The sequence below is a fragment of the Micrococcus luteus genome (genome assembly GCF_022664405.1).
Lineage (GTDB): Bacteria > Actinomycetota > Actinomycetes > Actinomycetales > Micrococcaceae > Micrococcus > Micrococcus luteus.
The window spans coordinates 12,679-34,757 of the sequence record NZ_JAKRLB010000018.1 but is presented as its reverse complement, the minus strand read 5'-3'; the positions used below and the strand labels follow the sequence as shown (position 1 = coordinate 34,757).

The following is a 22,079-nucleotide window of genomic DNA, read 5'->3' as shown; positions in this document are numbered from 1 at the left end:
ACGGTCAAGCCTCGGCCGCGCCGCGGGCGTCCTCCAGGGCGTCCACGGCGCGGATCAGGCCCAGGTGGGAGAACGCCTGCGGGAAGTTGCCCGCCATCCGGTCCAGCTCGTCGTCGTACTCCTCGGCCATGAGCAGCAGGTCGTTGGCACAGTCGTCCAGGCGGGCCATGAGGCGCTCCGCGTCCTCGACGCGGCCGGATCGGGCGTACTGCTCCACGAGCCAGAAGGCGCACATGATGAACGGCGCCTCCTCGCCCGGCAGCCCGTCCATGCCGGTGGCGCGGTACCGCATCACCAGGCCGGTCTGGGTGACGAGGTCCTCCTCCACGCGGGCCACCGTGGCGAGCATGTGCGGATCGTCGTGGGGCACGAAGCCGGTGTGGGGGATCTGCAGCAGGGAGGCGTCCGTCTCCGTGGAGCCGTAGGTCTGCCGGAAGGCGCCGTCCTCGTCCACGCCCTCGGTGAGGATCTCCTCCCGCAGCTCCTCCCGCGCCCGCTCCCAGGCCTCGAGCTCGTCGTCGCGGGCCGGCAGCCCGTGGTCCCGGGCGGCGTGCAGGGCCTGGTCCAGGGCGGCCCACATCATCACGCGGCCGTGCGTGAAGAACGCGGGCTCGCCCCGCATCTCCCACAGGCCGTGCTCCTTCGTGTCCCGGTGCGCCAGCAGGCGCTCCACGAGCCGCTTCTGCAGCGTCCAGGACCACGGGTCCTCCCCCACGCCCGCGTCCCGCAGCTTCCCGAGGGCGAGCATCACCGTGCCGATCACGTCCGCCTGCCACTGGTCCGCGGCCCCGTTGCCCACGTGCACGGGGCGCGAGCCCTCGTAGCCGGGCAGGTGCTCGAGGTCCCGCTCGGGCATGCGGCGCCCGCCGGAGAGCGTGTACATGATCTGCACGTCCTGCGGGTCGCCGGCGATCGCGCGCAGCAGCCAGTCCCGCCAGGCCTTGGCGTCCTCCGTGTGGTTGTGGGCCATGAGCGCCTCGAGGGTGAGGGCGGTGTCCCGCAGCCACACGTAGCGGTAGTCCCAGTTGCGCACGCCCCCGATGTCCTCCGGCAGGCTCGCGGTGGGGGCGGCCACGATGCCGCCCGTGTCCCGGTGGGTCAGGCCCTTGAGCACCAGCAGGGAGCGGGCCACCCGGTCGGCGCGCGGGCCGGTGGCCTCCAGCTCGCCCAGCCACTCCACCCAGCCGGCCACGGTGGCCTCGAGGGCCCGCTCCGCGTTCGGGGCGGCCGGCGCCATGAACCACGAGGGGTACCAGGCGAGCGTCCATGCGGCGGACCCGCCCTCCTCCAGCGGGGTGCTGCCGCGGTGGCTCAGCCCGTCCGGGCTCAGGTCCGGCCCGTGCACGGCCAGGGCGTCGCCGCCGGCGACCACCGCGAGGAAGGACTCCCCCGCCGGGTCGGTCTGCCGGGACACCCACGGGGTCACCTCGCCGTAGTCCAGCCGGACGTGGAGCCGCTGCTCCACGCTCACGCGGCCGGCGGTGCAGCGCACGAGCCGCACCAGGTCCGCCCGGGCCTGTTCGCCCTCGCCCGTCGAGGCGAGCGCGCCGCCGTCGTCGTCCACCGCCACGCCGGAGCCGCGATGGCTGGTCAGCGGCATGAACTCGAGGACCTCCGCCTCCCCCTCGGGGCCGCGCCAGCGCGTGCGCAGCACGAGCGTGCCGGGCAGGTAGGCGCGCTCCACGACCTCGCCGTCGGCGATCCGCAGGCTCCACTGCCCGTGCTCCGGCTCGCCCAGCAGGGAGGTGAATACGGACGGGGCGTCGAACCGGGGCAGGCACAGCCACGTCACGTCCCCCTCGCGGGTGACGAGCGCCCCCGAGTGCTGGTTGGACAGGTACGCGTGGTCCTCGATGAGCGGCGGGCGGCGGGGGGTCGTCGTGGTCATGCCCTCCAGTCCATCATCCGCGACGCGCGGCGGGCCAGGGCTGAGGCCGCGCCCGGCCCGGCGGGCATGGACGGGCACGCATGGACGGGCACGCATGGACTGGATCGGCGGGCCGACGGGAGACTGGCCGGGACCGCCCGCCGCCGACGCCGAAGGACACCCATGACCTCCCCCGCCGACCGCGACGATGTCGCCCTGATCATCCTGGGCGCCACCGGTGACCTCACCTCGCGCCTGCTGCTGCCCGGCCTGGCCGGTGCGCTGGCCGCCCACGACCTGCCGCGGGTGACGCTCGTGGGCTCCTCCCACAGCGAGCACAGCACGGACGAGTGGCGCTCGATCGTGCGCGAGGGCCTCGCGGGCGCCGCCCTGGACGAGGACGAGGTCGAGGACCTCGTCGCGCGCGCCGCGTGGCACACCGCCGACGCCACGGACGCCGACGACCTGCGCGCCCTGTTCGAGACGGCCCGCGAGGCCGCCGGCCCGGACGCCGCGCCCGTGCTGTACTTCGCCCTCGGCCCCGGCATCACGCGGGAGGCCGTGGGCGCGCTCGCCGGCTTGGAAGACCTGCCGGACGGGCTGCGCCTGGCCCTGGAGAAGCCGTTCGGCGAGGACGAGGAGAGCGCCCGCGAGCTCAACGCGGTGCTGGCCGACGTCGTCGAGGAGGACCGCGTGTTCCGCGTGGACCACTTCCTGGGCGAGTCCATGGTCACCGCGCTGCTCGGGCTGCGCACCGCGAACCGGCTGCTGGGGCGCGTGTGGGGCGGGCGTGACGTGGAGCGGGTCGACGTGGTGGTGGACGAGACGATCGCGCTCGAGGGGCGCGCCGAGTTCTACGACGGCACCGGCGCGCTAAAGGACATGGTCCAGTCGCACCTGCTGCAGGTGCTGGCCATGGCGGCGCTCGAGCCGCCGGAGCGGCTGCGTCCGCAGGAACTGCACGACGCCGTCGTCGAGGTCCTGCGCGCCACCCGGGTGTGGCAGGACGACCCCGTGGCCGCCTCCCGCCGCGCCCGCTACACCGCCGGCGAGGTGGACGGCGAGCGGATCCCCGCCTACGCGGAGGAGGAGGGCGTGGACCCCGGGCTGCGGACCGAGACGCTGGCCGAGGTCACCCTCGCCGTGGACACCGAGCGGTGGCGCGGCGTGCCGTTCCGGCTGCGCTCCGGCAAGGCGCTGGGCCGGAAGCGGTGGGAGGTGGCGCTGACCCTGCGGGCGCCCGAGGACGTGCCGGAGGGCCTCTCGCCCGCGGAGGGCCGGGACCGGATCGTGGTGGGCCTGGACCCGCGCGAAGTGCGGATCGAGCTCGCCGTGGACGGGGCCGACACCCCGTTCGACGCCGAGCGGCGCACCCTCGCCGCCGACCTGGGCGAGGAGCAGGTGGACGCCTACGGGGAGGTGCTGCGCGGCATCCTCACCGGGCAGACGCTGCTGAGCGTGCGCGGCGACGCCGCCGAGGAGTGCTGGCGGATCCTGGCGCCGGTGCTCGCCGCGTGGGAGGCCGAGGAGGTGCCGCTGGACGAGTACCCGGCCGGGTCGGCGGGGCCGGCGGGCTGGGGGTGAGGGGCGGGGCCGAGAGGCGCCGTGGCACCGATATGACCCTTCTCAGCGCTCTTCAGTCCCTGAGAAGGGCCGTTCCGGTGCCGAGGATGCTGCGCGGCTGAGCTCCCGTTCCTCGAACGAGAGCGCCGCTGGGGGCTCCCGTTTCCCGAACGAAGGCGCGGGGTGGCGGGCCGCCGGTACTGTTCTGGGCATGAGCGAGCAGCACCGCCTGGACCGTGACCGCCTCCCCGAGCAGGTCTCCGACATCTTCGACCCCACGCGCTGGCGCGTGGTCGAGGGCTTCGACTTCGAGGACCTGACCTACCACCGCCAGGTGGAGCGCGACGCCGACGGCCGCTGGGTGCGCGACCTGCCGACGGTGCGCATCGCCTTCGACCGTCCCGAGGTCCGCAACGCGTTCCGGCCCGGCACCGTGGACGAGCTCTACCGCGCCCTCGACCACGCCCGCATGACCCCGGACGTGGGCACGGTGCTGCTCACCGGCAACGGCCCCTCCCTCAAGGACGGCGGCCACGCGTTCTGCTCCGGCGGGGACCAGCGCATCCGCGGCCGCGACGGCTACCGCTACGCCGAGGGGGAGACGGCCGAGACCATCGACCCGGCCCGCGCCGGACGCCTCCACATCCTCGAGGTCCAGCGCCTGATGCGCACCTCCCCCAAGGCGATCATCGCCGTCGTGAACGGCTGGGCGGCCGGCGGCGGCCACTCACTCCACGTGGTCGCGGACCTCACCCTGGCCTCCCGCGAGCACGGGAAGTTCAAGCAGACGGACGCCACCGTGGGCTCCTTCGACGCCGGCTACGGCTCGGCCCTGCTCGCTCGGCAGGTGGGCCAGAAGCGCGCCCGCGAGATCTTCTTCACGGCGCGCGAGTACTCGGCCGAGGAGATGGTGGCCATGGGCGCGGTGAACGAGGCCGTGGACCACGAGCGCCTCGAGGAGGTCGCCCTCGAGTACGCCGCGGACATCAACCGTCAGTCCCCCCAGGCCCTGCGCATGCTCAAGTTCGCGTTCAACCTCCCCGACGACGGCATGGCCGGCCAGCAGGTCTTCGCCGGCGAGGCCACGCGCATGGCCTACATGACGGACGAGGCCGTGGAGGGCCGGGACGCGTTCCTGCAGAAGCGCGACCCGGACTGGTCCGCCTTCCCGTACCACTTCTGACCGACCACCAGGCAGGACGGAGACCCGCCCATGCTCGCACTGCTCAACGACCAGCCCATCCTCGTCCTCATGGCCACCGTCGCCCTGGGCGCCGCCGTCGGCACCATCCCCCTGGGCAAGATCCGCCTCGGCGCCTCGGGAGCACTGTTCGTGGGCCTGCTCGTCGGGGCGGTGCTGCCCGACGTCGGCGACCGGCTGGCCCTGTTCCAGAGCTTCGGCCTGGCCCTGTTCGCCTACCTGATCGGGCTCGGCGCCGGCAAGGTGTTCTTCCGGGACCTGCGCCGCAACCTGCCCCTGATGCTGGCCGCCGTCGTCGTGGTGATCCTCACCGCCTTCACGGTGCACCCCCTGGCCGCGCTGCTCAACCTGGACCTGCCGACGGCGATCGGCGTGTGGACGGGTTCGCTCACCGCGACGCCGGCGATGGCGCTGGCGAACCAGCTCACCGGCGGGCAGGCCCCGGCCGTGGGCTACGGGCTGTCCTACCTGGTGGGCGTGGTCGGCACCATCATCGCGATCACCGTGCTCGCCGCCCGCCCGTGGAGCAGTTCCCCGCGCGATCCGGCGCCGGTGACCGACGGCAAGCTGCGCTTCACCGCCGCGGTCGCCACCTCCGCCCTCGCCGTGCGGGAGATCCCCGGGATCTCCGAGGGGCTGGTGCGCGTCGTGGCGCTGCGCCACGGCGGCGTGGCCCGGATCGCCGGCTCCGCCGACCGGATCGAACCCGGGGACGAGGTCGTCCTGGACGGCACGGAGAAGAACATCGACGCGGCCGTGCAGGCCTTCGGCCGACGCACCGGCGCCGACCCCGCGCGGGTGATGAACCCGCTGCAGACCTCCATGGTCATCGTCACGGCCCGCGCCCTGGCCGATCGCCGCCTGGGCACGCTGTCCCTGCGCGAGCGCTTCGGCACCGACGTCGCCCGGCTGCGGCGCGACGACGTCGAGTCGCTGGCCACCCCGCAGACCGAGCTCAAGGTCGGCGACCGGGTGCTCATCGTGACCACCGCGCCGCGGATGGAGGCGGTGCGCGACTTCTTCGGCAACTCGACGCGCGGGCTCTCGGACCTGGACTGGATCTCCCTGGGCACGGGCATGGCGCTGGGCTACCTGCTGGGCATGGTGACGATCCCGCTTCCGGGCGGGGCCTCCTTCTCCCTCGGCCCGGCGGCCGGGTGCATCCTCGTCGGCCTCGCCCTCGGTGCGATCGGCCGAACGGGACCCACGGTGTGGGAGCCGTCCACGGAGATCGCACTGACACTGCGGCAGTTCGGCCTCATGCTCTTCCTGGGCGTGGTGGGCCTGGCCGCCGGCCCGGCGTTCATCGAGACGGTGTTCACCCGGGTCGGCGGGCTGGCCATCCTGATGTCCGCCGTGCTCACCGCGCTGACCGCGGCCCTGCTCATCGCCGCGGCACGGCTGCTGGGGCAGTCCGTGGATCGCACCTTCGGGGCGCTGGCGGGCATCACGGGCCAGCCGGCGATCCTGGACTACGCGCTCTCCCGGTCCACCGACGCCCGCGTGACCGAGGGGTACGCCCAGCTGTTCGCACTGATCATGGTGGTCAAGATCGCCACCGTGCCGTTCCTGCTCTGACCGGCCGGGCGGATCCGGTCCGCCGGGCGGGTCCGTCCGACCGTCGGGCCTCCTACACTCGGGGCCATGCCCGCCACCGCCGATGCCCTCGCCCGCGCCACGGACGCCCTCGCGGCGGCCTTCGACGGCGGCGCCCCCGTCGAGCTGACCGCCGACGGCGCCGCGCTCCCCCGGCCCGAGGCCCGCGACCCGCGCCGCTGCGGGGACCCGGACGCCGTCGCCGTGGTGCGCAGCTCCGGGTCCACGGGCACGCCGAAGCAGATCGTCCTGACCGGCGCGGCCCTGCGCGCCTCGGCCGCGGCCACGGCCCGGCGGCTCGGCGGCGAGGGGGCGTGGCTGCTGGCCCTCGGCGTGCACTACGTGGCCGGGCTCGCCGTGCTCTCCCGCTCGATCGCGGCCGGGACCGCACCCGTGGCCCTGCCACCGGGCCCGTTCACGCCCGCGGCGTTCGCCACCGGGGCGGCCGCCCTGCCCGACGACGCCGGCCCCCGGCTCGTCTCGCTCGTCCCCACCCAGCTCGCCCGCCTCCTCGCGGCCGACGCCGACCCGGCCGGGCGGGCGGCCCTGCGCTCCTTCGACCGCGTGCTCGTGGGCGGCGCCCGGCTCGATCCCGCGCTGCGGGCCTCGGCCGAGGCGGCGGGGGTGCGCCTCACCGCCACCTACGGCATGGCCGAGACGTGCGGCGGCTGCGTCTACGACGGCGTGCCGCTGCCCGGCGTCGCCGCCGCGGTGGCCCGGGACGGCCCCGACGCCCCGCCGCGCGTGCGCCTGGCCGGGCCCATGGTGGCCGCCGGCTACCTCGACGACCCCGCCCGCACCGCCGCCCACTTCGTCCCCGCCGCGGACGGCGCCCGCACCTTCCTGACCGAGGACACGGGCATCCTCTCCCCCACGGACGACGGCGGCGTGCGGCTGGCCGTGACCGGCCGCCTGGACGACGTGGTCATCACGGGCGGGGTGAAGGTGTCCGCGGCCGCGGTGACCGCGGCGCTCGAGGCGCACCCGGGCATCGCGGCGGCCCACGTGGCCGGCGTGCCGGATCCCGAGTGGGGCGCCCGGCTGTGCGCCGCCATCGTGCCCGTCCGCCCGGCCGCGGCCCCCGACGAGGCCGTCCTGCGCGCCCACGTGCGCGAGGCGCTGGGTGCGGCCGCGGTGCCCAAGACCTGGCTCCTCCTCGAGGCCCTGCCCCTGCTCTCCACCGGCAAGACCGACCGGCAGGCCCTGGCCGCCCGGTTCACCGCCGGCTGAGCGCCGCCCCGCCCGCATGGGAGAATGACCCGGGCCCGGCCGACGTCGGGCCCCGGCCGCGCGCCGCCGTCGACCCGGCCCGCCGCGCGCCGCTGCCCACCCCGCTCCCCAGGAGGAACCCCCGCCCATGGCCGCCACGCTCTCCCAGTGGGTCGCCGCCGCCCGCCCGCGCACGCTGCCCATGGCGATCGCCCCCGTGATCGTCGGTTCGGCCGCCGCCGCGGAGCTCGGCTCCTTCCACCTCGGCGCGGCGCTGCTGGCCCTCGTGGTGTCGCTCGCGCTGCAGATCGGCGTGAACTACGCCAACGACTACTCGGACGGGATCCGCGGCACCGACGACGAGCGCGTCGGCCCCTTCCGGCTCACCGTCTCCGGGCTCGTGCCCGCGGTCCGGGTGAAGCAGGCGGCCTTCGCGTTCTTCGGCCTCGCCGGGCTGGCCGGCCTGGGACTCATCCTGCTCTCGGGGCACTGGTGGTTCCTGTTGATCGGCGTCGCCTGCGTGCTGGCCGCGTGGTTCTACACCGGCGGGAAGCGGCCGTACGGGTACCTCGGCCTCGGCGAGGTGTTCGTGTTCGTGTTCTTCGGGCTGGTGGCCGTCCTCGGCACCACGTACACCCAGGCCGACGCCGTCAGCGGCCTGGCCTGGGCCGGCGCGATCGGCTGCGGGCTGATCTCCACGGCCCTGCTCATGGTCAACAACATCCGGGACATCCCCACGGACCGCGAGGTCGGGAAGATGACGCTGGCCGCCCGCCTGGGCGACGGACCCGCGCGGGCGTCCTACGGCGTCATGCTGGCCGTGGCCCTGCTGCTGCCGCTGTTCTGGGTGGCGGTGCACCCGGGACTGCTGCTCGTGCCGATCGGCGGCCTGCTCGCGATCCGGCCGATCCGCACGGTGCTGCGCGCCGACGACCGCCGGGCGCTGATCCCGGTGCTGCGCGCGACCGGCGTGATCGGGATCGTCTACGCGATCACGTTCACCCTCGGCGCGCTGCTCTGAGCCGCACGGGATGACGGCGGCGTCGGCGGCGGCATCCGCCCCGTCGCCCCGCGGGGTTCACTCGCGGAACCGGCCCTCGGTGTAGGCGTCCTCGGCCTCGGCGTCGGCGGTCTCGGTGCGGCCCCGGCGGCCCGGGCGGCCCTCCCACGCGGCGGACAGGTCCTCGGTGGCCCCCGTGCGCAGGCGGCCGAGGAAGAGGTAGCTGACGGCGAACGCCAGGATCGTGGCCGCGATCACCGCGAAGATCATCCCGAGGTTCATCACGTAGTAGAACAGGGCCCACAGGGCGACGAAGACGACCACGCGGACCAGACCGTAGAAGAAGATGCGCACCGGTCCATCCTACGAGGACGGACGGCCCGCCCGCCGACCCCCCAGCCCGCGCCTAGACTGGCGGGATGGGCCGCTTCATCATCCCCGCCGCGATCATCCTCGCGGGCCTGACCCTCTACGCGCTGTTCGAGGCGCTGCTGACCCCCGCCCGCGAGGTGCGCAGCCTGCCGAAGGCGGCGTGGGTGGCGGTCATCGTGCTGGTGCCGCTCGTGGGGCCGCTGCTGTGGCTGCTGCTCGGGCGCGCTCGCCCGGCCGGCGCGGGCGGCCGCCCCGCGCCCCGACCCACCGGGGCCCCGGACGACGACGAGGCCTTCCTGCGCAGCCTGCGTGCGCAGCGCCGCCAGGACGCCCGCGAGCAGGACCTGGACCGCCGCGAGGCCGAGCTGCGGGCCCGCGAGGAGGAGCTGCGCCGTCGTCGGGAGCAGGGCGACGACGACGCCGACCCGGACGGCGACGGGCCGCGTGCCTGAGGGGCCCCGCCGGACTCAGCCGGGCAGACCCGCGTACGAGTGCAGGCCCGGGAAGTACGTGTTGACGATCGTGTAGTTGAACACGATGCACGCGAAGCCGACGATGCTCAGCCACGCGGCGCGGGCACCGGTCCAGCCGCGGGTGGCGCGGGCGTGCAGGTACGCCGCGTAGACCACCCAGATCACGAAGGACCAGACCTCCTTGGTGTCCCAGTTCCAGTAGCGGCCCCACGCGGCCTCGGCCCAGATGGCGCCGGCGATCACGGTGAACGTCCACATCACGAAGGCGATCGCGTTGAGGCGGTAGGACCAGTTCTCCAGCCCCTGCGCGGCCGGCACGAGGCGCAGGAACGCCCACGAGCGCTCGCCCGCCGCGGCGCGCTTCTCCGCGCGGTCCTGCAGCAGCTGCAGCACGGACATCGCGGCGGTCAGCGCGAACAGCGAGCTGGCCAGCACGGCGATGGACACGTGGATGACGAGCCACGGCGACTGCAGCGGCGGCTGGAGGTGGCCCACCGGCGTCGGGAAGCCCATGGTGGCCGCGCACATCATGGCCACCGTCAGACCGGTGACGAACGTGCCCACGAAGCGCAGGTCCTTGCGGAAGAGGAACAGCAGGTAGACGGTCGTGATCACGAGCGCGCCGGTGGTCATGAACTCGTAGAGGTTGCCCCACGGCACACGGGCTGCGGCGAGGCCGCGGGAGACCACGGCGAACGCGTGCAGCGCCCAGCCGACGGCCAGCACGGCCACGGCCACGTTGGCGACCGGGCGGCGGCCGCCGCCGGTGTAGTCCATGTCCTCGTCCACGAGGGCGCCGTCCGCGTCGACGCCGCGCTCGGCGGCGCCGGTCGGACGAGCCGCGTCGGAGGCGCTCGCGCCGGCCGCCGTGGACCCGCCGACGGCGGCCCCCACGGTCTCGCGGGCCGGAGCGGTGCGCACCTGCCCGCGCTGGGCCGCGAGGTCGGCCTCGAGGCGGCGGATGGTGGCCGAGGCGGTGGCCATGTCGATGGTGAACAGGATGAACGCCGCCGCGTACACGAGCGCGGCGATGAGCATGAAGAGGTCGCTGTACAGCGCCAGCTGCTCGTTCACGGGGGCCGTGGGGTTGAACACTGTCAGTCTCCTGATCGGGCGTCGGCGGGGCCGGCGGGGGTCTCGGGGGCGGTGGGGGTGGACTGGGGGGCGGCACCGGCCGCGGCGTCGTCGGCCGTCTCGGTGGCGGCGACGATGGGCCACCACTTCTCCATGGCGGCGCGCAGGGCCACGTGCTCCTCGTGGAGACCGAACTCCTCGCCGCGGGCGAGCAGCGCGTACTCCACGCGGGTGCGGCCGTCGTCGTCGGTGCGGGCACGCACCCACACGCGGCGGCGGCGGACGAACAGACTGATCGCCAGGCCGAGCAGGGCGGTGCCGGCGAACACGCCGACGCCCCACTTGCCCGGGTCGTAGTGGATGTCCAGGCCGACGTAGCGGCGGACGCCGTCGAAGCTGATGGAGCCCTTGCCCTCGGGCAGCTCGTACGTCTGGCCCGGGCTGAGCACGATGCCGCCGTTCTCGTTGGTGCGGCTGTTGAGCTCGGTGAGGGATGCGGTGTCCAGCACGTACACGTTCTGCGGGCGGCCGGTGTCCAGGCCGAGGTCCCCGTAGTACGAGTTCAGCTGCAGCTCCGGGTTGAGCAGCTCGGGGTCCGCGGAGAACGCGGCGCCTTCCTCGTCCTCCACCGCCGAGGGCAGGAAGAAGCCGACGAAGCCCAGCTGGTCCGGCCGCGCGTCGGGGACCTTGATGGTGGCCTGCGAGCCGTAGTTCTGGTCGAGCACGCGGGTGACCACGGGGCCCTGGAAGGCCACGTCCCCGGCGCCGTCGCGGATGGTCACCACGGGCGCGTAGCCGTTGCCCACGAGGTAGACGCGCACGCCGTCGATGTCCAGCGGCTGGTTGACCTTGAGGATCTGGCGCTGGAGCTCGCCGCCGGAGCCCTCGCGGACGTCCATGACGGCGGTGTAGTCCAGCGGCTGGCCGTAGTGGGTCTCAGACTCGCGGTCGAACACGGCGTCGAAGGAGTCGAGGGTGAGGGAGAACGGCTGGAGGTCGTCCGCGCTGAAGTAGGTGCCGGGGGTGAAGGAGTCGTAGGCCACGAGGTTGTTGGCGAAGCCCTCGCCCTCCACGATGATCTTCTGCCCGCCGTACTTGGTCATGCCGCCGTAGGCCATGAACACGAGCACGCCGATCAGCGAGACGTGGAACAGGATGTTGCCGATCTCGCGCAGGTATCCGCGCTCGGCGCCCACGGAGGCGCCACCGTCCTCGAGGCGCCGCTCCACACGGTAGCGCCGCTTGCGCAGCCACGCCTGGGCGCGGGCCACGGCCTCCTCGGGGCCGGGGCCGCCGTCCTCCAGGACCACGACGCCGGAGGCCGGCAGGCGCGTCAGGTTCCGGGGCGTGCGGGCCGGGGGGCGGCGCAGGGCCCGGGCGTGCTGGACGGCGCGGGGCCACACGCAGCCCACCAGCGAGACGAAGAGCAGCAGGTAGATCGCCGAGAACCAGACGGAGTTGTAGACGTCGAAGAACTGCAGGGCGTCCAGGACGGGGCCCCAGAAGGGGTTGTCCTCGATCCACTGGTCCACGATCTCGGGGCCGGCGCGGCGCTGGGGCACGAGCGATCCGGGCACCGCGGCGACCGCGAGCAGCAGGAGCAGCATGAGCGCGGTGCTCATGCTGGTCAGCTGGGTCCAGATCCAGCGCAGGGTCCCGGTCAGGCCCAGCTGAGGGAGGGCGACGTCCTCCGAGCGGGCGCGGTCGGCCTTCGAGCTCACAGGGGCATCCTCCATTCGTTGGCGAACCAGAACTGCAGCTGCGTGGTCCAGTGGGTCCACACGCCGGTGACCATGAGCAGGCCGAGCAGCACCAGCAGGGCGCCGCCGAGCCGCATGATCAGCACGCGGTGCCGCGTGAAGAACCCGACCGCCCGCATGCCGCGCTCCATGCCGACGGCGATGAGCACGAACGGCACGCCGAGGCCCAGGCAGTAGAGGAAGGCGAGCAGGGCGCCGCGGCCCACGGAGCCGGAGCTGGCCGTGGACATGGCCAGGACGGCCGCCATGGTCGGGCCGATGCACGGGGCCCACCCGAGTCCGAAGGTCATGCCGAGCAGCGGCGCCCCGGCCAGGCCGGCGGCGGGCTTGAGGTGGAGGCGCCGCTCCTGTTGGAGGCGCCCGCCACCGCCCATGAACACCAGACCCATGAGCGCCACGAGCACGCCGAGCACGCGGGTCACCCACTGGCCGTCGCGCTGCAGCCACACCATGGCCTGCGTGAAGACCACGCTGATCGCCACGAACACCACGGCGAAGCCGAGCACGAACAGCACGGCGCCGAGCACGAGACGGCCGCGACGCCGGGTGGTGAGGACGTCACCGCCCAGGCCGGTGACGTAGCCGAGCCAGCCGGGCACGAGCGGCAGGACGCACGGCGAGAGGAAGGAGATGAGCCCGGCGAGCAGGGCGATCGGGGCCGCGAGCAGCAGTGAGCCGTCCAGCGCGATCTCGGCGAAGGGATTGTTCTGCATGGACTCGGCGGCCGGTCAGGCCGCGGCCTCGTCCACCACGGTGGTGAGCAGGGCGCGCAGGGTGGACTCCTCCACGGCGCCGAGCACGCGGGCGGCCACGCGGCCCTCGACGTCCAGGACGAGGGTGGAGGGCACGGCCTGCGGGGGCACGTAGTCGGTCATGTTCAGGAGCACGTCCCCGCGGGCGTCCTCGATGGACGGGTAGGGGATCTCGAAGGTGCGCTCGAAGGCCTGCGCGGTGGTGACGGTGTCCCGGACGTTCACGCCGAGGAACCGCACCCCCTGCGGCTCGAACTGCTCGTGCAGGGCCACGAGGTGGGGGGCCTCGACGCGGCACGGCGCGCAGGCGGCGTACCAGAAGTTCAGCAGGGCGGGGGTGCCGCGCAGGCTCGCGCCGGTCACGGGGGTGCCGTCGAAGAGCTCGGCGGCGAACTCCACGGGGGCGCCGCGCTCCTCCGGGGCGATCTCCAGCACCGAGCCGTCGCCGGCGATGTAGTTCTTGCCGTCCGCGTTGCCGGCCTGCCGCGTCAGCGAGTCGTCCCCCGAGCACGCCGCGAGGACGGGCGCGAGGCCGAGCAGCGAGAGGCCGGTCAGCACGGTTCGACGGGACGGACGGGGGGTCTGCATGGCGGGCTGCCCTCCAGGGGATGCGCGGCGCTGGATTCCGGGGACCTGGGAAGTCTACTGTCCGCCCCGCATTCTGACTGAACCCTGGACGTCACACCCCCACCCCGTGGGAGGCCGCGGCCGGCGCCGTCGACGCCGGCCGCCGTCGGGGCCTCAGGCGCCCGGCAGGGAGGAGGCGTCCTTGAGCAGGGCCTGGTTCGGCTCGTGGTACTCGACGCGCGGCACCCTGCGCCCTTCCTCGTACACGAGCGAGGTCACGGAGGTCAGCGAGCACTCACGGCGGCGCGGGTCATGCCACAGCGGACGGCCCTCGACGGCCAGGCGCGTCACCCAGATCGGCAGCTGGTGGGAGACGAGCACGGACTCGGCGCCGGGCCCCTCGGCGGCCACGGCCTCGCCGCGGAGCCGGTCGACGACGGCCAGCATCCGGGCGACCTGCGCGCGGTAGGGCTCACCCCAGGACGGGCGCAGGGGATTGCGCAGCCGGGGCCACAGCCGCGGGTTCCGCTTCAGCGACGCCGCCACCTGGGACATGCCCTCGAAGGCGTTCTCCGCCTCGATCAGGTCCGGCTCGGTGACCAGCGGCAGGTCGAACGCGGCCGCGATGGGCGCGGCGGTCTGCTGCGCGCGGGTCAGCGGGGAGGCCGCGACGACGGCGGGCGCCCGGCCGGTCTGCGCGGTGCGCTCCGCGAACCACGCGGCCACGCCCCGGGCCATCTCGTGGCCGAGCTCCGAGAGCCCGAACTCCGGCAGGCGGCCGTAGAGGACACGATCGGGGTTGTGGACTTCTCCGTGGCGGACCAGGTGGACGGTGGCGAGCGTCTGCATGGGGCCAGTCTGGCAGAGGCGGACCGGTGGCCCCGGCGGTAGCGTGGGGCACAGCTCGGCGCGACCGCGCCGCCACCCCCGTCCGCACCGAGGCGCCGCGAGCGTCGGCGTCGCTAGGAGGCCCCATGTCCGGCACCTCGCCCACCGATCCCCACGGCAGCCAGAGCCCGTACGGCACCGACCCGTACGGCGCCGCCCCGCAGGGGCCGACCCCGGGCTCCCCCGGCCCGGCGGGCGCGAGCCCGTACGGCCAGGACCCCTACGGCGCACCGCCGGCGGCTCCGTACGGCGCCCCGGGCCAGGCGGGGATGCCCCAGGCCCCCTCTCCCCACGGCCCGGCCGACTGGCAGTCTCCCGGCCCGGTCGAGCTGCCCCCGCGGCCGCGCTCCCTGACGGCCGCGTTCTGGCTGATCGTCTCGGGCGGCCTCCTGCTGCTGGCGACGACCCTGCTGGCGGCCTTCGCCATCACCCAGCCGGAGGGCCAGGCCGCGATCCAGCAGGAGCTGGACCGGTCCGTCGAGCAGATGGATCTGCCCGCCGACCAGGCGGAGCAGATGCGCGCCATGATGGACGGGATGCTCCCGGCCCTCGCCACGACGGCGGCCGTGTTCGGCGTGCTCGCGTTCCTCGTCTACCTGTGGGTGGCGTTCGCGATCCGCGGCGGCTCGCGCGCCGCGCGCATCGTCGGAACGGTGCTGGCGTCCCTGTCCGTGCTGGTGCTGGTCTCCAACGCGGTGATGGGGGCGTTCAGCCCACTGGACCTGGTGTGGGTGGGCCTCGGCGTCGCCGGCATCGTGCTCGCCTACCGCCCGGACGCCACGGAGTACATGCGGCTGAAGGCCTGGCAGCGCTTCGCGCGCCGCTGAGCCCGCTCAGGCCCGCGGGGCGTCCAGGAGCCGGCCCAGGCGGGCCGGGTCCACGCGCCAGAAGTCGCGCTGGACGCCGTCGACGAACAGCACGGGCACCTCGTCCGCGAACCGCTCGAGCAGGGCCGGGTGCGCGGCGCCGTCGACGGCCTCCCAGGCCTCGCCCCGCGCGTCGCACACCTGCGCCACCGTGGCCTCGGCCTCGGCGCACAGGTGACAGCCGGGCTTCACGAGCAGCTGGACGCGGGCGGTGGCGGCGGGCAGGTCGGCGGTCATGGCCCCACTCTACGGATCGCCGTCCACGACGAAGCCGCCGTCCCCTCGGAAGGGGACGGCGGCTTCGTCTCGTCAGCGCCCGGAGGGCGCGGGCGTCACTTCTTGTTGCGACGCTGGTGACGGGTCTTGCGAAGCAGCTTGCGGTGCTTCTTCTTCGACATGCGCTTGCGGCGCTTCTTGATCACAGATCCCATGGGGACTCCTTGAATCGGGGCGAGGGTCGGCGGTCGTGGGACCGCAGGCATCCGGGGCGCCGGACACGCCGACCCGCATTCCACCGGATGTGGAACGCCTGGAAACGTTCTCGGCCACAATACCGGCCGCACGGGCCGCGGTCGAACCGGGACGCGGGCCGGCTCAGTCGAACCAGGGGTCCAGCCCGTGCAGCGGGAACACCTCGCGGCGCGTGGCCATGATCGACTGGTCCACCGGGTCGGCCGGGTCGTAACCCACCTCCCACGAGCGCCACCACACGTCCGCGTCCTCGCCCATCACGGTGGGGATCCGCTCGGCGTCGTCCCCCACGTGCACGGACATGTCCCCGGTCAGCTCGTCCGCGGTGAGGGCCCGGACGTGCTCGATCCAGGCGGCGGGGATCTCCCTCTTCACCGGGATCGGGGTCTGCAGGACGGCGGCGGTCAGGTGGGTCCACGCGCGCGGCACCACCCGCAGCGGGTTGTAGCCGCCGCCCCCGGTGGCCAGCCACCGGCCGTACGCGAACCGGTCGGCCCAGTCGCCGACGTCGAATGCGAGCTGGCGCTGGCCGTCCACGCTCAGCCGCAGGTCGGCGAGCGGGTCCGTGAGGTGGCCGTCGCAGCCGTGCTGGCTGACCAGCACGTCCGGGGCGAACGCCTCCAGCAGGGGCGGGACCACGGCGTGGGCGGCGCGCAGGAAGCCGGCGTCACCGGTGCGCGGGGGCAGCGCGACGTTCACCGCCGTGCCCTGGGCGGCCGAGCCGCCGATCTCGTTGGCGAAGCCCGTGCCCGGGAACAGGCTGATGCCCGTCTCGTGCAGGGAGATGGTGAGCACGCGGGGGTCGTCGTAGAAGATCGACTGCGTGCCGTCGCCGTGGTGCGCGTCCACGTCGACGTAGGCCACGCGCTCCGCGCCGAGGTCCAGCAGGCGCTGGATGGCCACGGCGCAGTCGTTGTAGATGCAGAACCCGGACGCCGAGGACCGGGCGGCGTGGTGCATGCCGCCGGCGAAGTTCACGGCGCGGTCCACCTCGCCGGACCAGATCGCCTCCGCGGCGACGAGGGAGCCGCCCGCGATCCGGGCGGCGGACTCGTGCAGGTCCGGGAACACGGGACAGTCCTCGGTGCCCAGGCCGAAGCGGCCGTCCTCGGCCGACGACGTCGCCGCGGCCCGGCGGACGGCGGCGACGTACTCGGGGTCGTGGACGAGGGCGAGCTGCTCGTCCGTGGCCACGGGCGGCTCCACGATCCGCACGTGGGGCGCGTCCAGCAGGCCGAACGCCTCCACGAGCCGGTGCGTGAGATCCAGCCGCAGGGGCGCCATCGGGTGCTCCGCGCTGAACCGGTAGCGGAGCAGGCTGGAGTCCCACACCACAGCAGCGGGGGTGGGAGCGGGAGGGGTGGACGTGGTGCTCATCACGGTCCAGCCTAGGGCTCCGGGCGGCACGGTGGCGACGATCGCCTCGGATGTCTCGCCCGCGTGACGCGCGGGCCACGGCGCGCGCGATACTGTGGAGCCGGTCCGTTTCCCGTCCCCCGTGCAGGAGGTGCCCCGTGGCAGGTCCCCGTCCGACTCCGCACGCCCGCCGACACGGCGGGGTGCGCCGGCCCGGCGGCCTCCCCCGGCCCGGCCAGGCCTCCACGCTGGAGTCCTCGACCGACCTGCGCACGGTGCTGCGGCGCTCGGGCCGCGCCGTCAGCTCGGTGGTGGGCGGCTCCCCGGCCCGCGCCGCCCTCTCCGCCTTCGCCCTCATGGCCCTGGTGTTCACCGGGCTCCTCGCCCTGCCGTGGGCCGCGGCGGACGGCCACGCCACCCCCCTGCACGACGCCATGTTCACCGCGGTCTCCGCCTTCTCCGTGACCGGTCTGACCACCGTCAACACGGCCGCGCACTGGTCCCCCGCGGGCCAGGTGATCATCCTCGTGGCCATCCAGATCGGCGGCCTGGGCATCCTCTCGATTGCCTCGCTGCTCACGCTGGCCGTCTCCCGGCATCTGGGCCTGAGGTCGAAGCTGGCGACGCAGCAGGCGGGCATGACCTCCGGGAATCTCGGCGAGGTCGGCCAGCTGCTGCGCGTCGTCGTCGTGACGGTGCTGACCGCCGAGGCCGCGCTGGCGCTCGTCCTCGTGCCGCGGTTCGCGGCCATCTCCGGCTCGTGGCTCACCGGCCTGTGGCACGGGGTCTTCTACTCGGTCAGCGCCTTCAACAACGCGGGGTTCACCCTGCACGTGGACGGCCTGCCGGAGATCATGCACGACCCGGTGATCATCACGGTGCTCGGCGTCGGTGTGTTCCTCGGCGCGCTCGGCTTCCCCGTGGTCATGGTGCTGCTGGAGAAGGGGTGGCGATTCCGGGAGTGGAACCTGCACACCAAGCTCACGGTCGAGGTGACGCTGGCCCTGCTGGTGCTCGGCGCCGTCGCCCTCTTCTTCTTCGAGGCGGGCAACCCGGCGACCCAGGCCGGCATGGGCTTCTGGCAGCGGGTCGGGCACTCCCTGTTCGGCTCCATGATGACCCGCTCCGGAGGCTTCGCGATCGACGACACGAACGCGCACCAGCCCGAGTCCCTGTTGCTCATGGACGCGCTGATGTTCGTGGGCGGTGGGTCCGCCTCCACCGCGGGCGGCATCAAGGTGACCACGCTGGCGATCATGTTCCTCGCGATCGTGGCGGAGGCGCGCGGCGACCGCGAGGTGACGGCGCACGGCCGCACGATCGCCCCCGAGTCCCTGCGCGTGGCCATCGCGGTGCTCGCACTCGGGGCCACCCTCGTGCTCGTGGCCACTCTGGCGCTGGTGCACATCACCGACGAGTCCCTCCAGCGGCCCCTGTTCGAGGTGATCTCCGCGTTCGGCACGTGCGGGCTCTCCGTGGGCGTCTCAGCGGAGAGCCCACCGACCGGCAAATACGTCCTGACGGCCATGATGTTCGCGGGCCGCGTTGGTACGATAACGTTCGCCGCCGCCCTGGCCCTGCGCCAGCGGCGCGTGCTCTACCGCTACCCCGTCGAGAGGCCGATCATTGGCTGACACCCCGCAGCGCACCGATCCCAACGCCCCCGTGCTCGTCGTGGGGCTGGGCCGCTTCGGCGCCGCCACGGCGGAGGAGCTCGTCGCGCAGGGCCGCGAGGTGCTCGCCGTCGAGCGGGACCCCGTCCTCGTGCAGCGCTTCGCCCCCTCGCTCACCCACGTGGTGGAGGCGGACGCCACCGACTCCGAGGCCCTGCGCCAGCTCGGTGCGCAGGACTTCGCGACGGCGGTGGTCGGCGTGGGCACCTCCATCGAGGCATCGGTGCTGATCACCGTGAACCTCGTGGATCTGGAGATCCCCCACATCTGGGTGAAGGCGATCAGCGAGGCACACGGCACGATCCTCAAGCGGATCGGGGCGAACCACGTGATCTTCCCGGAGCACGACGCCGGTGTGCGCGCCGCCCACCTCGTGAACGGGCGCATGCTCGACTTCATCGAGTTCGACGACGACTTCGCGATCGTGAAGATGTACCCGCCGGCCGAGTGCGTGGGCTTCACGCTCGCCGAGTCCCGCGTGCGCTCCAAGTACGGCGTGACCGTGGTGGGTGTGAAGACCCCGGGCGAGGACTTCACCTACGCCCAGCCGGACACCCGGGTGGGCCCGCGCGACACCCTCATCGTCTCCGGGCACACGGACCTCATCGACCGGTTCGCGGCCCGGCCCTGAGGCACACCGGAGCCGTCAGGCCCCGAACTCCTCGGCCATCTCCTTGTCGCGCTGCGCGGCCGCGTCCATGGCACGGTTCACGAGGTCGCCCATGCCGCCGTCCAGGAACGCCTCCACGGCCTTCTCGGTGGTGCCGTTCGGGCTCATCACGGCCTTGCGCAGAGCCTCGGCCCTGGCCCCCTCCTGCTGGAGCATGATGCCGGCGCCCTTGACGGTGGCCGCGGCCATGGCCTCGGCGGAGGCGGCGTCCAGTCCCATCTCCGCACCGTGGGCGGCGATCAGCTCGGCCAGCAGGAACACGTAGGCCGGGGCGGAGCCGGCGGTGGCGACCACGGCGGAGAGCTGCTCCTCGGCCACCGGCACCACCAGGCCGGAGCCCTCGAAGAGGGCGCGCACGGCGGTGGTCTGCTCCTCGGTGACGCCCGGCCCGGGGGCCATGCCGACGACGCCGGAGCCCACCGTCAGGGGCGTGTTCGGCATGGTCCGCACGATCGGCTGCCCCGCCGGCAGCACGGCGGCCATGGTGGCGGAGGTGACGCCGGCTGCCACGGACACCACCACGGTCTCGGGGCGCAGCGACGGCGCCAGGTCCGTGAGGGTGGCGACCATGTCCTTCGGCTTCACGCCCACCAGGACGATGTCCGCCTCGGCGACCGCGGCATGGTTGGCGCGTTCGTCCCGCTCCTGGGAGGTCACGGTGACGCCGTGCTGCGCGGCGGCCTTCTCGGCGGAGGCGGCGGAGCGGGTGGTCGCGGTGACGTCCTCAGCGCGCACGGCGCTGGCCTCGAGGGCTCCGGCGAGGATGGCCCCGGTCATGGTGCCCAGGCCCAGGATGGTCAGCTTCATGGTTGGTCCGTCTCCTTCGTGGTCGGGCGCGGAGCGCCGTCGTCGTCGTGGTGGTCGGTCCCGCCGGCGGCCAGATGCTCGCGCGCGAAGGCGAGCGAGACGGCCAGCTTCTCCTCGCGCTGGCCCGCGTACTCCACGCCGCGGGTGCCCACCTCCACGCACACCGCGCCGGCCAGGCCCTCGGTTGCCAGGTGGCGCAGGGTCTCGGCCACGCGCTGCGTGCCCTCGCCGGGGACCAGGTGGTCGTCCTTGCCGGAGTCGTTGCCGTCGGTGAGGTGGACGTGCCGCAGCCGCGGGCCGAGCTCGCGGACGGCCGCCAGGGAGTCCGCCCGCGCGATGGCCGCGTGGGAGAAGTCCCAGCAGACGTGCTCGTACGGCTCGGGCAGCGGGTTCCAGTGCGGCAGGTACATCTTGGCCTCGCGGCCGTAGGCCCGCCACGGGTACATGTTCTCCACGGCGATCACGACGCCGGTCTCCGCCATGAGCTCGTGGATGCCCTCGGCGAAGCGCACCGCGTACGTGCCCTGCCAGCGGAACGGCGGGTGGGCGACCACGGTGGCTGCGCCCACGTCCTGCGCCAGCTCCACGGAGCGGCGGATCTTGGACCACGCGGAGCCCCAGACCTGCTGCGTGAACAGCAGAGTGGGCGCGTGGATGGAGTCGATGGGCATCCCGTGCCGCTCGGACAGCCGCGTCAGCCGCCGCGCGTCCTGGCTCCACGCGTTGTGCGTGACCATGACCTCCACGCCGTCGTAGCCGAGGTCCTCGGCGGTGGCGAACACGTCCTGGGTGCCCAGGGGGAACACGGACGAGGAGGACAGGGTCACGGGGATGTCCGTGCCGAAGCGCACCGCGGGGGCCACGTGCGCGGTGGAGTCCGCCACGGTCAGCGCACCCCCAGGCTCAGTCCCGGCAGGAGGGTGTCCGGGTTGAGGTTCACGTGGCCGACACCGGGCAGGCCGTCCCGGGTGAGGTGGCCCTCGAGCATGAGCGCGTCGAGGCGGTTGAGGATCAGGCCCTCGCGCAGCGCCCACGGGCAGATCTCGAGCTGGGCGATGCCGAACGTGCGCATGGCCGTCAGCGCGACGATCGCCCCCGCGAACACCTGATGCGCGCGCACGTCCGAGACGCCGGGCAGCTCCGCCCGCTCCGCGATGGTCATCGCCGCGAGGCGGTTCACCCATAGGTGCAGGTCGTCCGCGTGCAGGTGCCGCTTCACGAAGGGTCCCGCCGCCGACGGCGCCGCCCCGGTGATCCGGGCGAGGGAGCGGAACGTCTTCGAGGTGGCGGTGACCACCACGGGCGACTCAATGCGCGGGAAGGCCGTATACGCCTCCTCGAGTCGCTTCTCCACGTGCTTGCGGAGCTTCTTCACCGCCTTGGGGCTGGGCGGGTCCTCGGGCACCCAGTCGCGGGTGAGGCGGCCGGCGCCCAGCGGCAGGGACAGGGCGTGCGAGGGCAGCTCGTCCTGGCCGTAGGCGATCTCGAAGGAGCCGCCGCCGATGTCGAAGTTCAGGATGGAGCCGGCGCCCCAGCCCTGCCAGCGGCGCACGGCGAAGTACGTCATGGCCGACTCCTGGTCCCCCGTGAGCTCGGAGAGGTGCACACCGGTCTCGGCCTGCACGCGGGCCAGCACGGCGGCACCGTTCGCGGACTCGCGGATCGCCGAGGTGCAGAACGAGATCATGTCCTCCGCCCGGTGCTCCTCCGCGAACGCGGCGGCCTCACGGACGAAGTCCACGAGCTCCCGCTGACCCTCCTCCGTGATCGCCCCGTCGGCGTCCTGGTAGCGGATCAGCGGGAGGGAGCGCTTGTGCTCCGCGTAGGCGACGGGGCGGGCCCCCGGGTGGGCGTCCACGAGCAGCAGGTGGACGGTGTTGGAGCCGATGTCCAGGACACCGAGGCGCATGGCGC

The 22,079-nt window shown here is 73.9% G+C and carries 22 protein-coding genes; 9 read left to right on the top strand and 13 right to left on the bottom strand.

Features of this window, described 5'->3' with window-relative positions:
- Positions 1-4 precede the first annotated feature (4 nt).
- Complete coding sequence (locus tag MF605_RS08995) at positions 5-1,888, bottom strand: glycoside hydrolase family 15 protein (RefSeq protein WP_010080321.1); 1,884 nt, start codon at positions 1,886-1,888, stop codon at positions 5-7.
- A gap of 162 nt (positions 1,889-2,050) precedes the next feature.
- Between MF605_RS08995 and MF605_RS08990 the strand changes: the two genes are divergently transcribed.
- The 5 genes from MF605_RS08990 (at position 2,051) to MF605_RS08970 (ending at position 8,457) form a co-directional block, all read left to right on the top strand.
- Positions 2,051-3,451, top strand: a complete 1,401-nt coding sequence (locus MF605_RS08990) for a glucose-6-phosphate dehydrogenase (protein ID WP_010080320.1) — start codon at positions 2,051-2,053, stop codon at positions 3,449-3,451.
- Positions 3,452-3,641: 190 nt separating this feature from the next.
- Positions 3,642-4,613 (top strand): 1,4-dihydroxy-2-naphthoyl-CoA synthase, encoded by a 972-nt coding sequence (locus MF605_RS08985; RefSeq protein WP_134415785.1) that lies wholly within the window; start codon positions 3,642-3,644, stop codon positions 4,611-4,613.
- 30 nt (positions 4,614-4,643) lie between these two features.
- On the top strand, positions 4,644-6,209 hold the full coding sequence (locus MF605_RS08980; protein ID WP_020627260.1) for an aspartate:alanine exchanger family transporter: 1,566 nt from the start codon (positions 4,644-4,646) through the stop codon (positions 6,207-6,209).
- A gap of 66 nt (positions 6,210-6,275) precedes the next feature.
- A complete protein-coding gene (locus MF605_RS08975) occupies positions 6,276-7,457 on the top strand; it encodes an AMP-binding protein (RefSeq protein WP_134415787.1) in 1,182 nt (393 codons plus the stop codon).
- A 127-nt stretch (positions 7,458-7,584) separates the two neighbouring features.
- Entirely contained in the window at positions 7,585-8,457 is an 873-nt protein-coding gene (locus tag MF605_RS08970) for a 1,4-dihydroxy-2-naphthoate polyprenyltransferase (RefSeq protein WP_134415789.1), read from the top strand.
- A 57-nt stretch (positions 8,458-8,514) separates the two neighbouring features.
- On the opposite strand, the gene MF605_RS08965 is transcribed toward MF605_RS08970, so the two are convergent.
- Positions 8,515-8,790: a DUF4229 domain-containing protein gene (locus MF605_RS08965; protein ID WP_134415791.1), complete on the bottom strand. Its 276-nt coding sequence runs from the start codon at positions 8,788-8,790 to the stop codon at positions 8,515-8,517.
- Between the two features lie 65 nt (positions 8,791-8,855).
- On the opposite strand from MF605_RS08965, the gene MF605_RS08960 reads away from it, so the two are divergent.
- Positions 8,856-9,260, top strand: a complete 405-nt coding sequence (locus MF605_RS08960; RefSeq protein ID WP_134415793.1) for a PLDc N-terminal domain-containing protein — start codon at positions 8,856-8,858, stop codon at positions 9,258-9,260.
- Between the two features lie 15 nt (positions 9,261-9,275).
- On the opposite strand, the gene ccsB is transcribed toward MF605_RS08960, so the two are convergent.
- From ccsB to MF605_RS08935, 5 genes are all read right to left on the bottom strand, one after another.
- Positions 9,276-10,376 (bottom strand): c-type cytochrome biogenesis protein CcsB, encoded by a 1,101-nt coding sequence (ccsB, locus tag MF605_RS08955; protein WP_134415795.1) that lies wholly within the window; start codon positions 10,374-10,376, stop codon positions 9,276-9,278.
- Between the two features lie 2 nt (positions 10,377-10,378).
- On the bottom strand, positions 10,379-12,076 hold the full coding sequence (gene resB / locus MF605_RS08950; protein WP_134415797.1) for a cytochrome c biogenesis protein ResB: 1,698 nt from the start codon (positions 12,074-12,076) through the stop codon (positions 10,379-10,381).
- Complete coding sequence (locus tag MF605_RS08945; RefSeq protein WP_134415799.1) at positions 12,073-12,828, bottom strand: cytochrome c biogenesis CcdA family protein; 756 nt, start codon at positions 12,826-12,828, stop codon at positions 12,073-12,075. Before MF605_RS08945 ends, resB begins: the two co-directional genes overlap by 4 nt.
- Positions 12,829-12,843: 15 nt before the next feature.
- Positions 12,844-13,455, bottom strand: a complete 612-nt coding sequence (locus MF605_RS08940) for a TlpA family protein disulfide reductase (RefSeq protein WP_134415801.1) — start codon at positions 13,453-13,455, stop codon at positions 12,844-12,846.
- A 153-nt stretch (positions 13,456-13,608) separates the two neighbouring features.
- A complete protein-coding gene (locus tag MF605_RS08935; protein WP_134415803.1) occupies positions 13,609-14,283 on the bottom strand; it encodes a histidine phosphatase family protein in 675 nt (224 codons plus the stop codon).
- A gap of 125 nt (positions 14,284-14,408) precedes the next feature.
- Between MF605_RS08935 and MF605_RS08930 the strand changes: the two genes are divergently transcribed.
- A complete protein-coding gene (locus MF605_RS08930; RefSeq protein ID WP_134415805.1) occupies positions 14,409-15,149 on the top strand; it encodes a Bax inhibitor 1 family protein in 741 nt (246 codons plus the stop codon).
- Positions 15,150-15,155: 6 nt separating this feature from the next.
- Here the strand turns inward: MF605_RS08930 and MF605_RS08925 are convergent, their stop codons facing one another.
- The 3 genes from MF605_RS08925 to MF605_RS08915 form a co-directional block, all read right to left on the bottom strand.
- Entirely contained in the window at positions 15,156-15,425 is a 270-nt protein-coding gene (locus MF605_RS08925; RefSeq protein WP_122054565.1) for a glutaredoxin family protein, read from the bottom strand.
- A gap of 95 nt (positions 15,426-15,520) precedes the next feature.
- A complete protein-coding gene (locus MF605_RS08920; protein WP_005504750.1) occupies positions 15,521-15,619 on the bottom strand; it encodes a 30S ribosomal protein bS22 in 99 nt (32 codons plus the stop codon).
- Between the two features lie 163 nt (positions 15,620-15,782).
- Positions 15,783-17,036 carry an acetoin utilization protein AcuC gene (locus MF605_RS08915; RefSeq protein WP_101966214.1) on the bottom strand — a complete coding sequence of 418 codons (1,254 nt, stop codon included), beginning with the start codon at positions 17,034-17,036 and terminating at the stop codon, positions 15,783-15,785.
- 137 nt (positions 17,037-17,173) lie between these two features.
- Here MF605_RS08915 and MF605_RS08910 point away from each other — a divergent pair, with 137 nt between their 5' ends.
- Both MF605_RS08910 and MF605_RS08905 read left to right on the top strand, forming a co-directional pair.
- Entirely contained in the window at positions 17,174-18,649 is a 1,476-nt protein-coding gene (locus MF605_RS08910) for a TrkH family potassium uptake protein (protein WP_101966215.1), read from the top strand.
- A complete protein-coding gene (locus MF605_RS08905) occupies positions 18,642-19,319 on the top strand; it encodes a potassium channel family protein (protein ID WP_010080303.1) in 678 nt (225 codons plus the stop codon). Before MF605_RS08910 ends, MF605_RS08905 begins: the two co-directional genes overlap by 8 nt.
- A 15-nt stretch (positions 19,320-19,334) precedes the next feature.
- Here MF605_RS08905 and proC read toward each other — a convergent pair whose 3' ends face one another.
- Genes proC through MF605_RS08890 form a run of 3 tightly spaced genes read right to left on the bottom strand, consistent with a single transcriptional unit; the run spans position 19,335 to position 22,074 of the window.
- A complete protein-coding gene (proC, locus tag MF605_RS08900; protein ID WP_101966216.1) occupies positions 19,335-20,165 on the bottom strand; it encodes a pyrroline-5-carboxylate reductase in 831 nt (276 codons plus the stop codon).
- On the bottom strand, positions 20,162-21,049 hold the full coding sequence (locus tag MF605_RS08895; protein WP_101966217.1) for a sugar phosphate isomerase/epimerase family protein: 888 nt from the start codon (positions 21,047-21,049) through the stop codon (positions 20,162-20,164). Before MF605_RS08895 ends, proC begins: the two co-directional genes overlap by 4 nt.
- Before the next feature lie 2 nt (positions 21,050-21,051).
- Positions 21,052-22,074 (bottom strand): Ppx/GppA phosphatase family protein, encoded by a 1,023-nt coding sequence (locus MF605_RS08890; protein ID WP_101966218.1) that lies wholly within the window; start codon positions 22,072-22,074, stop codon positions 21,052-21,054.
- Between the last annotated feature and the right edge of the window lie 5 nt (positions 22,075-22,079).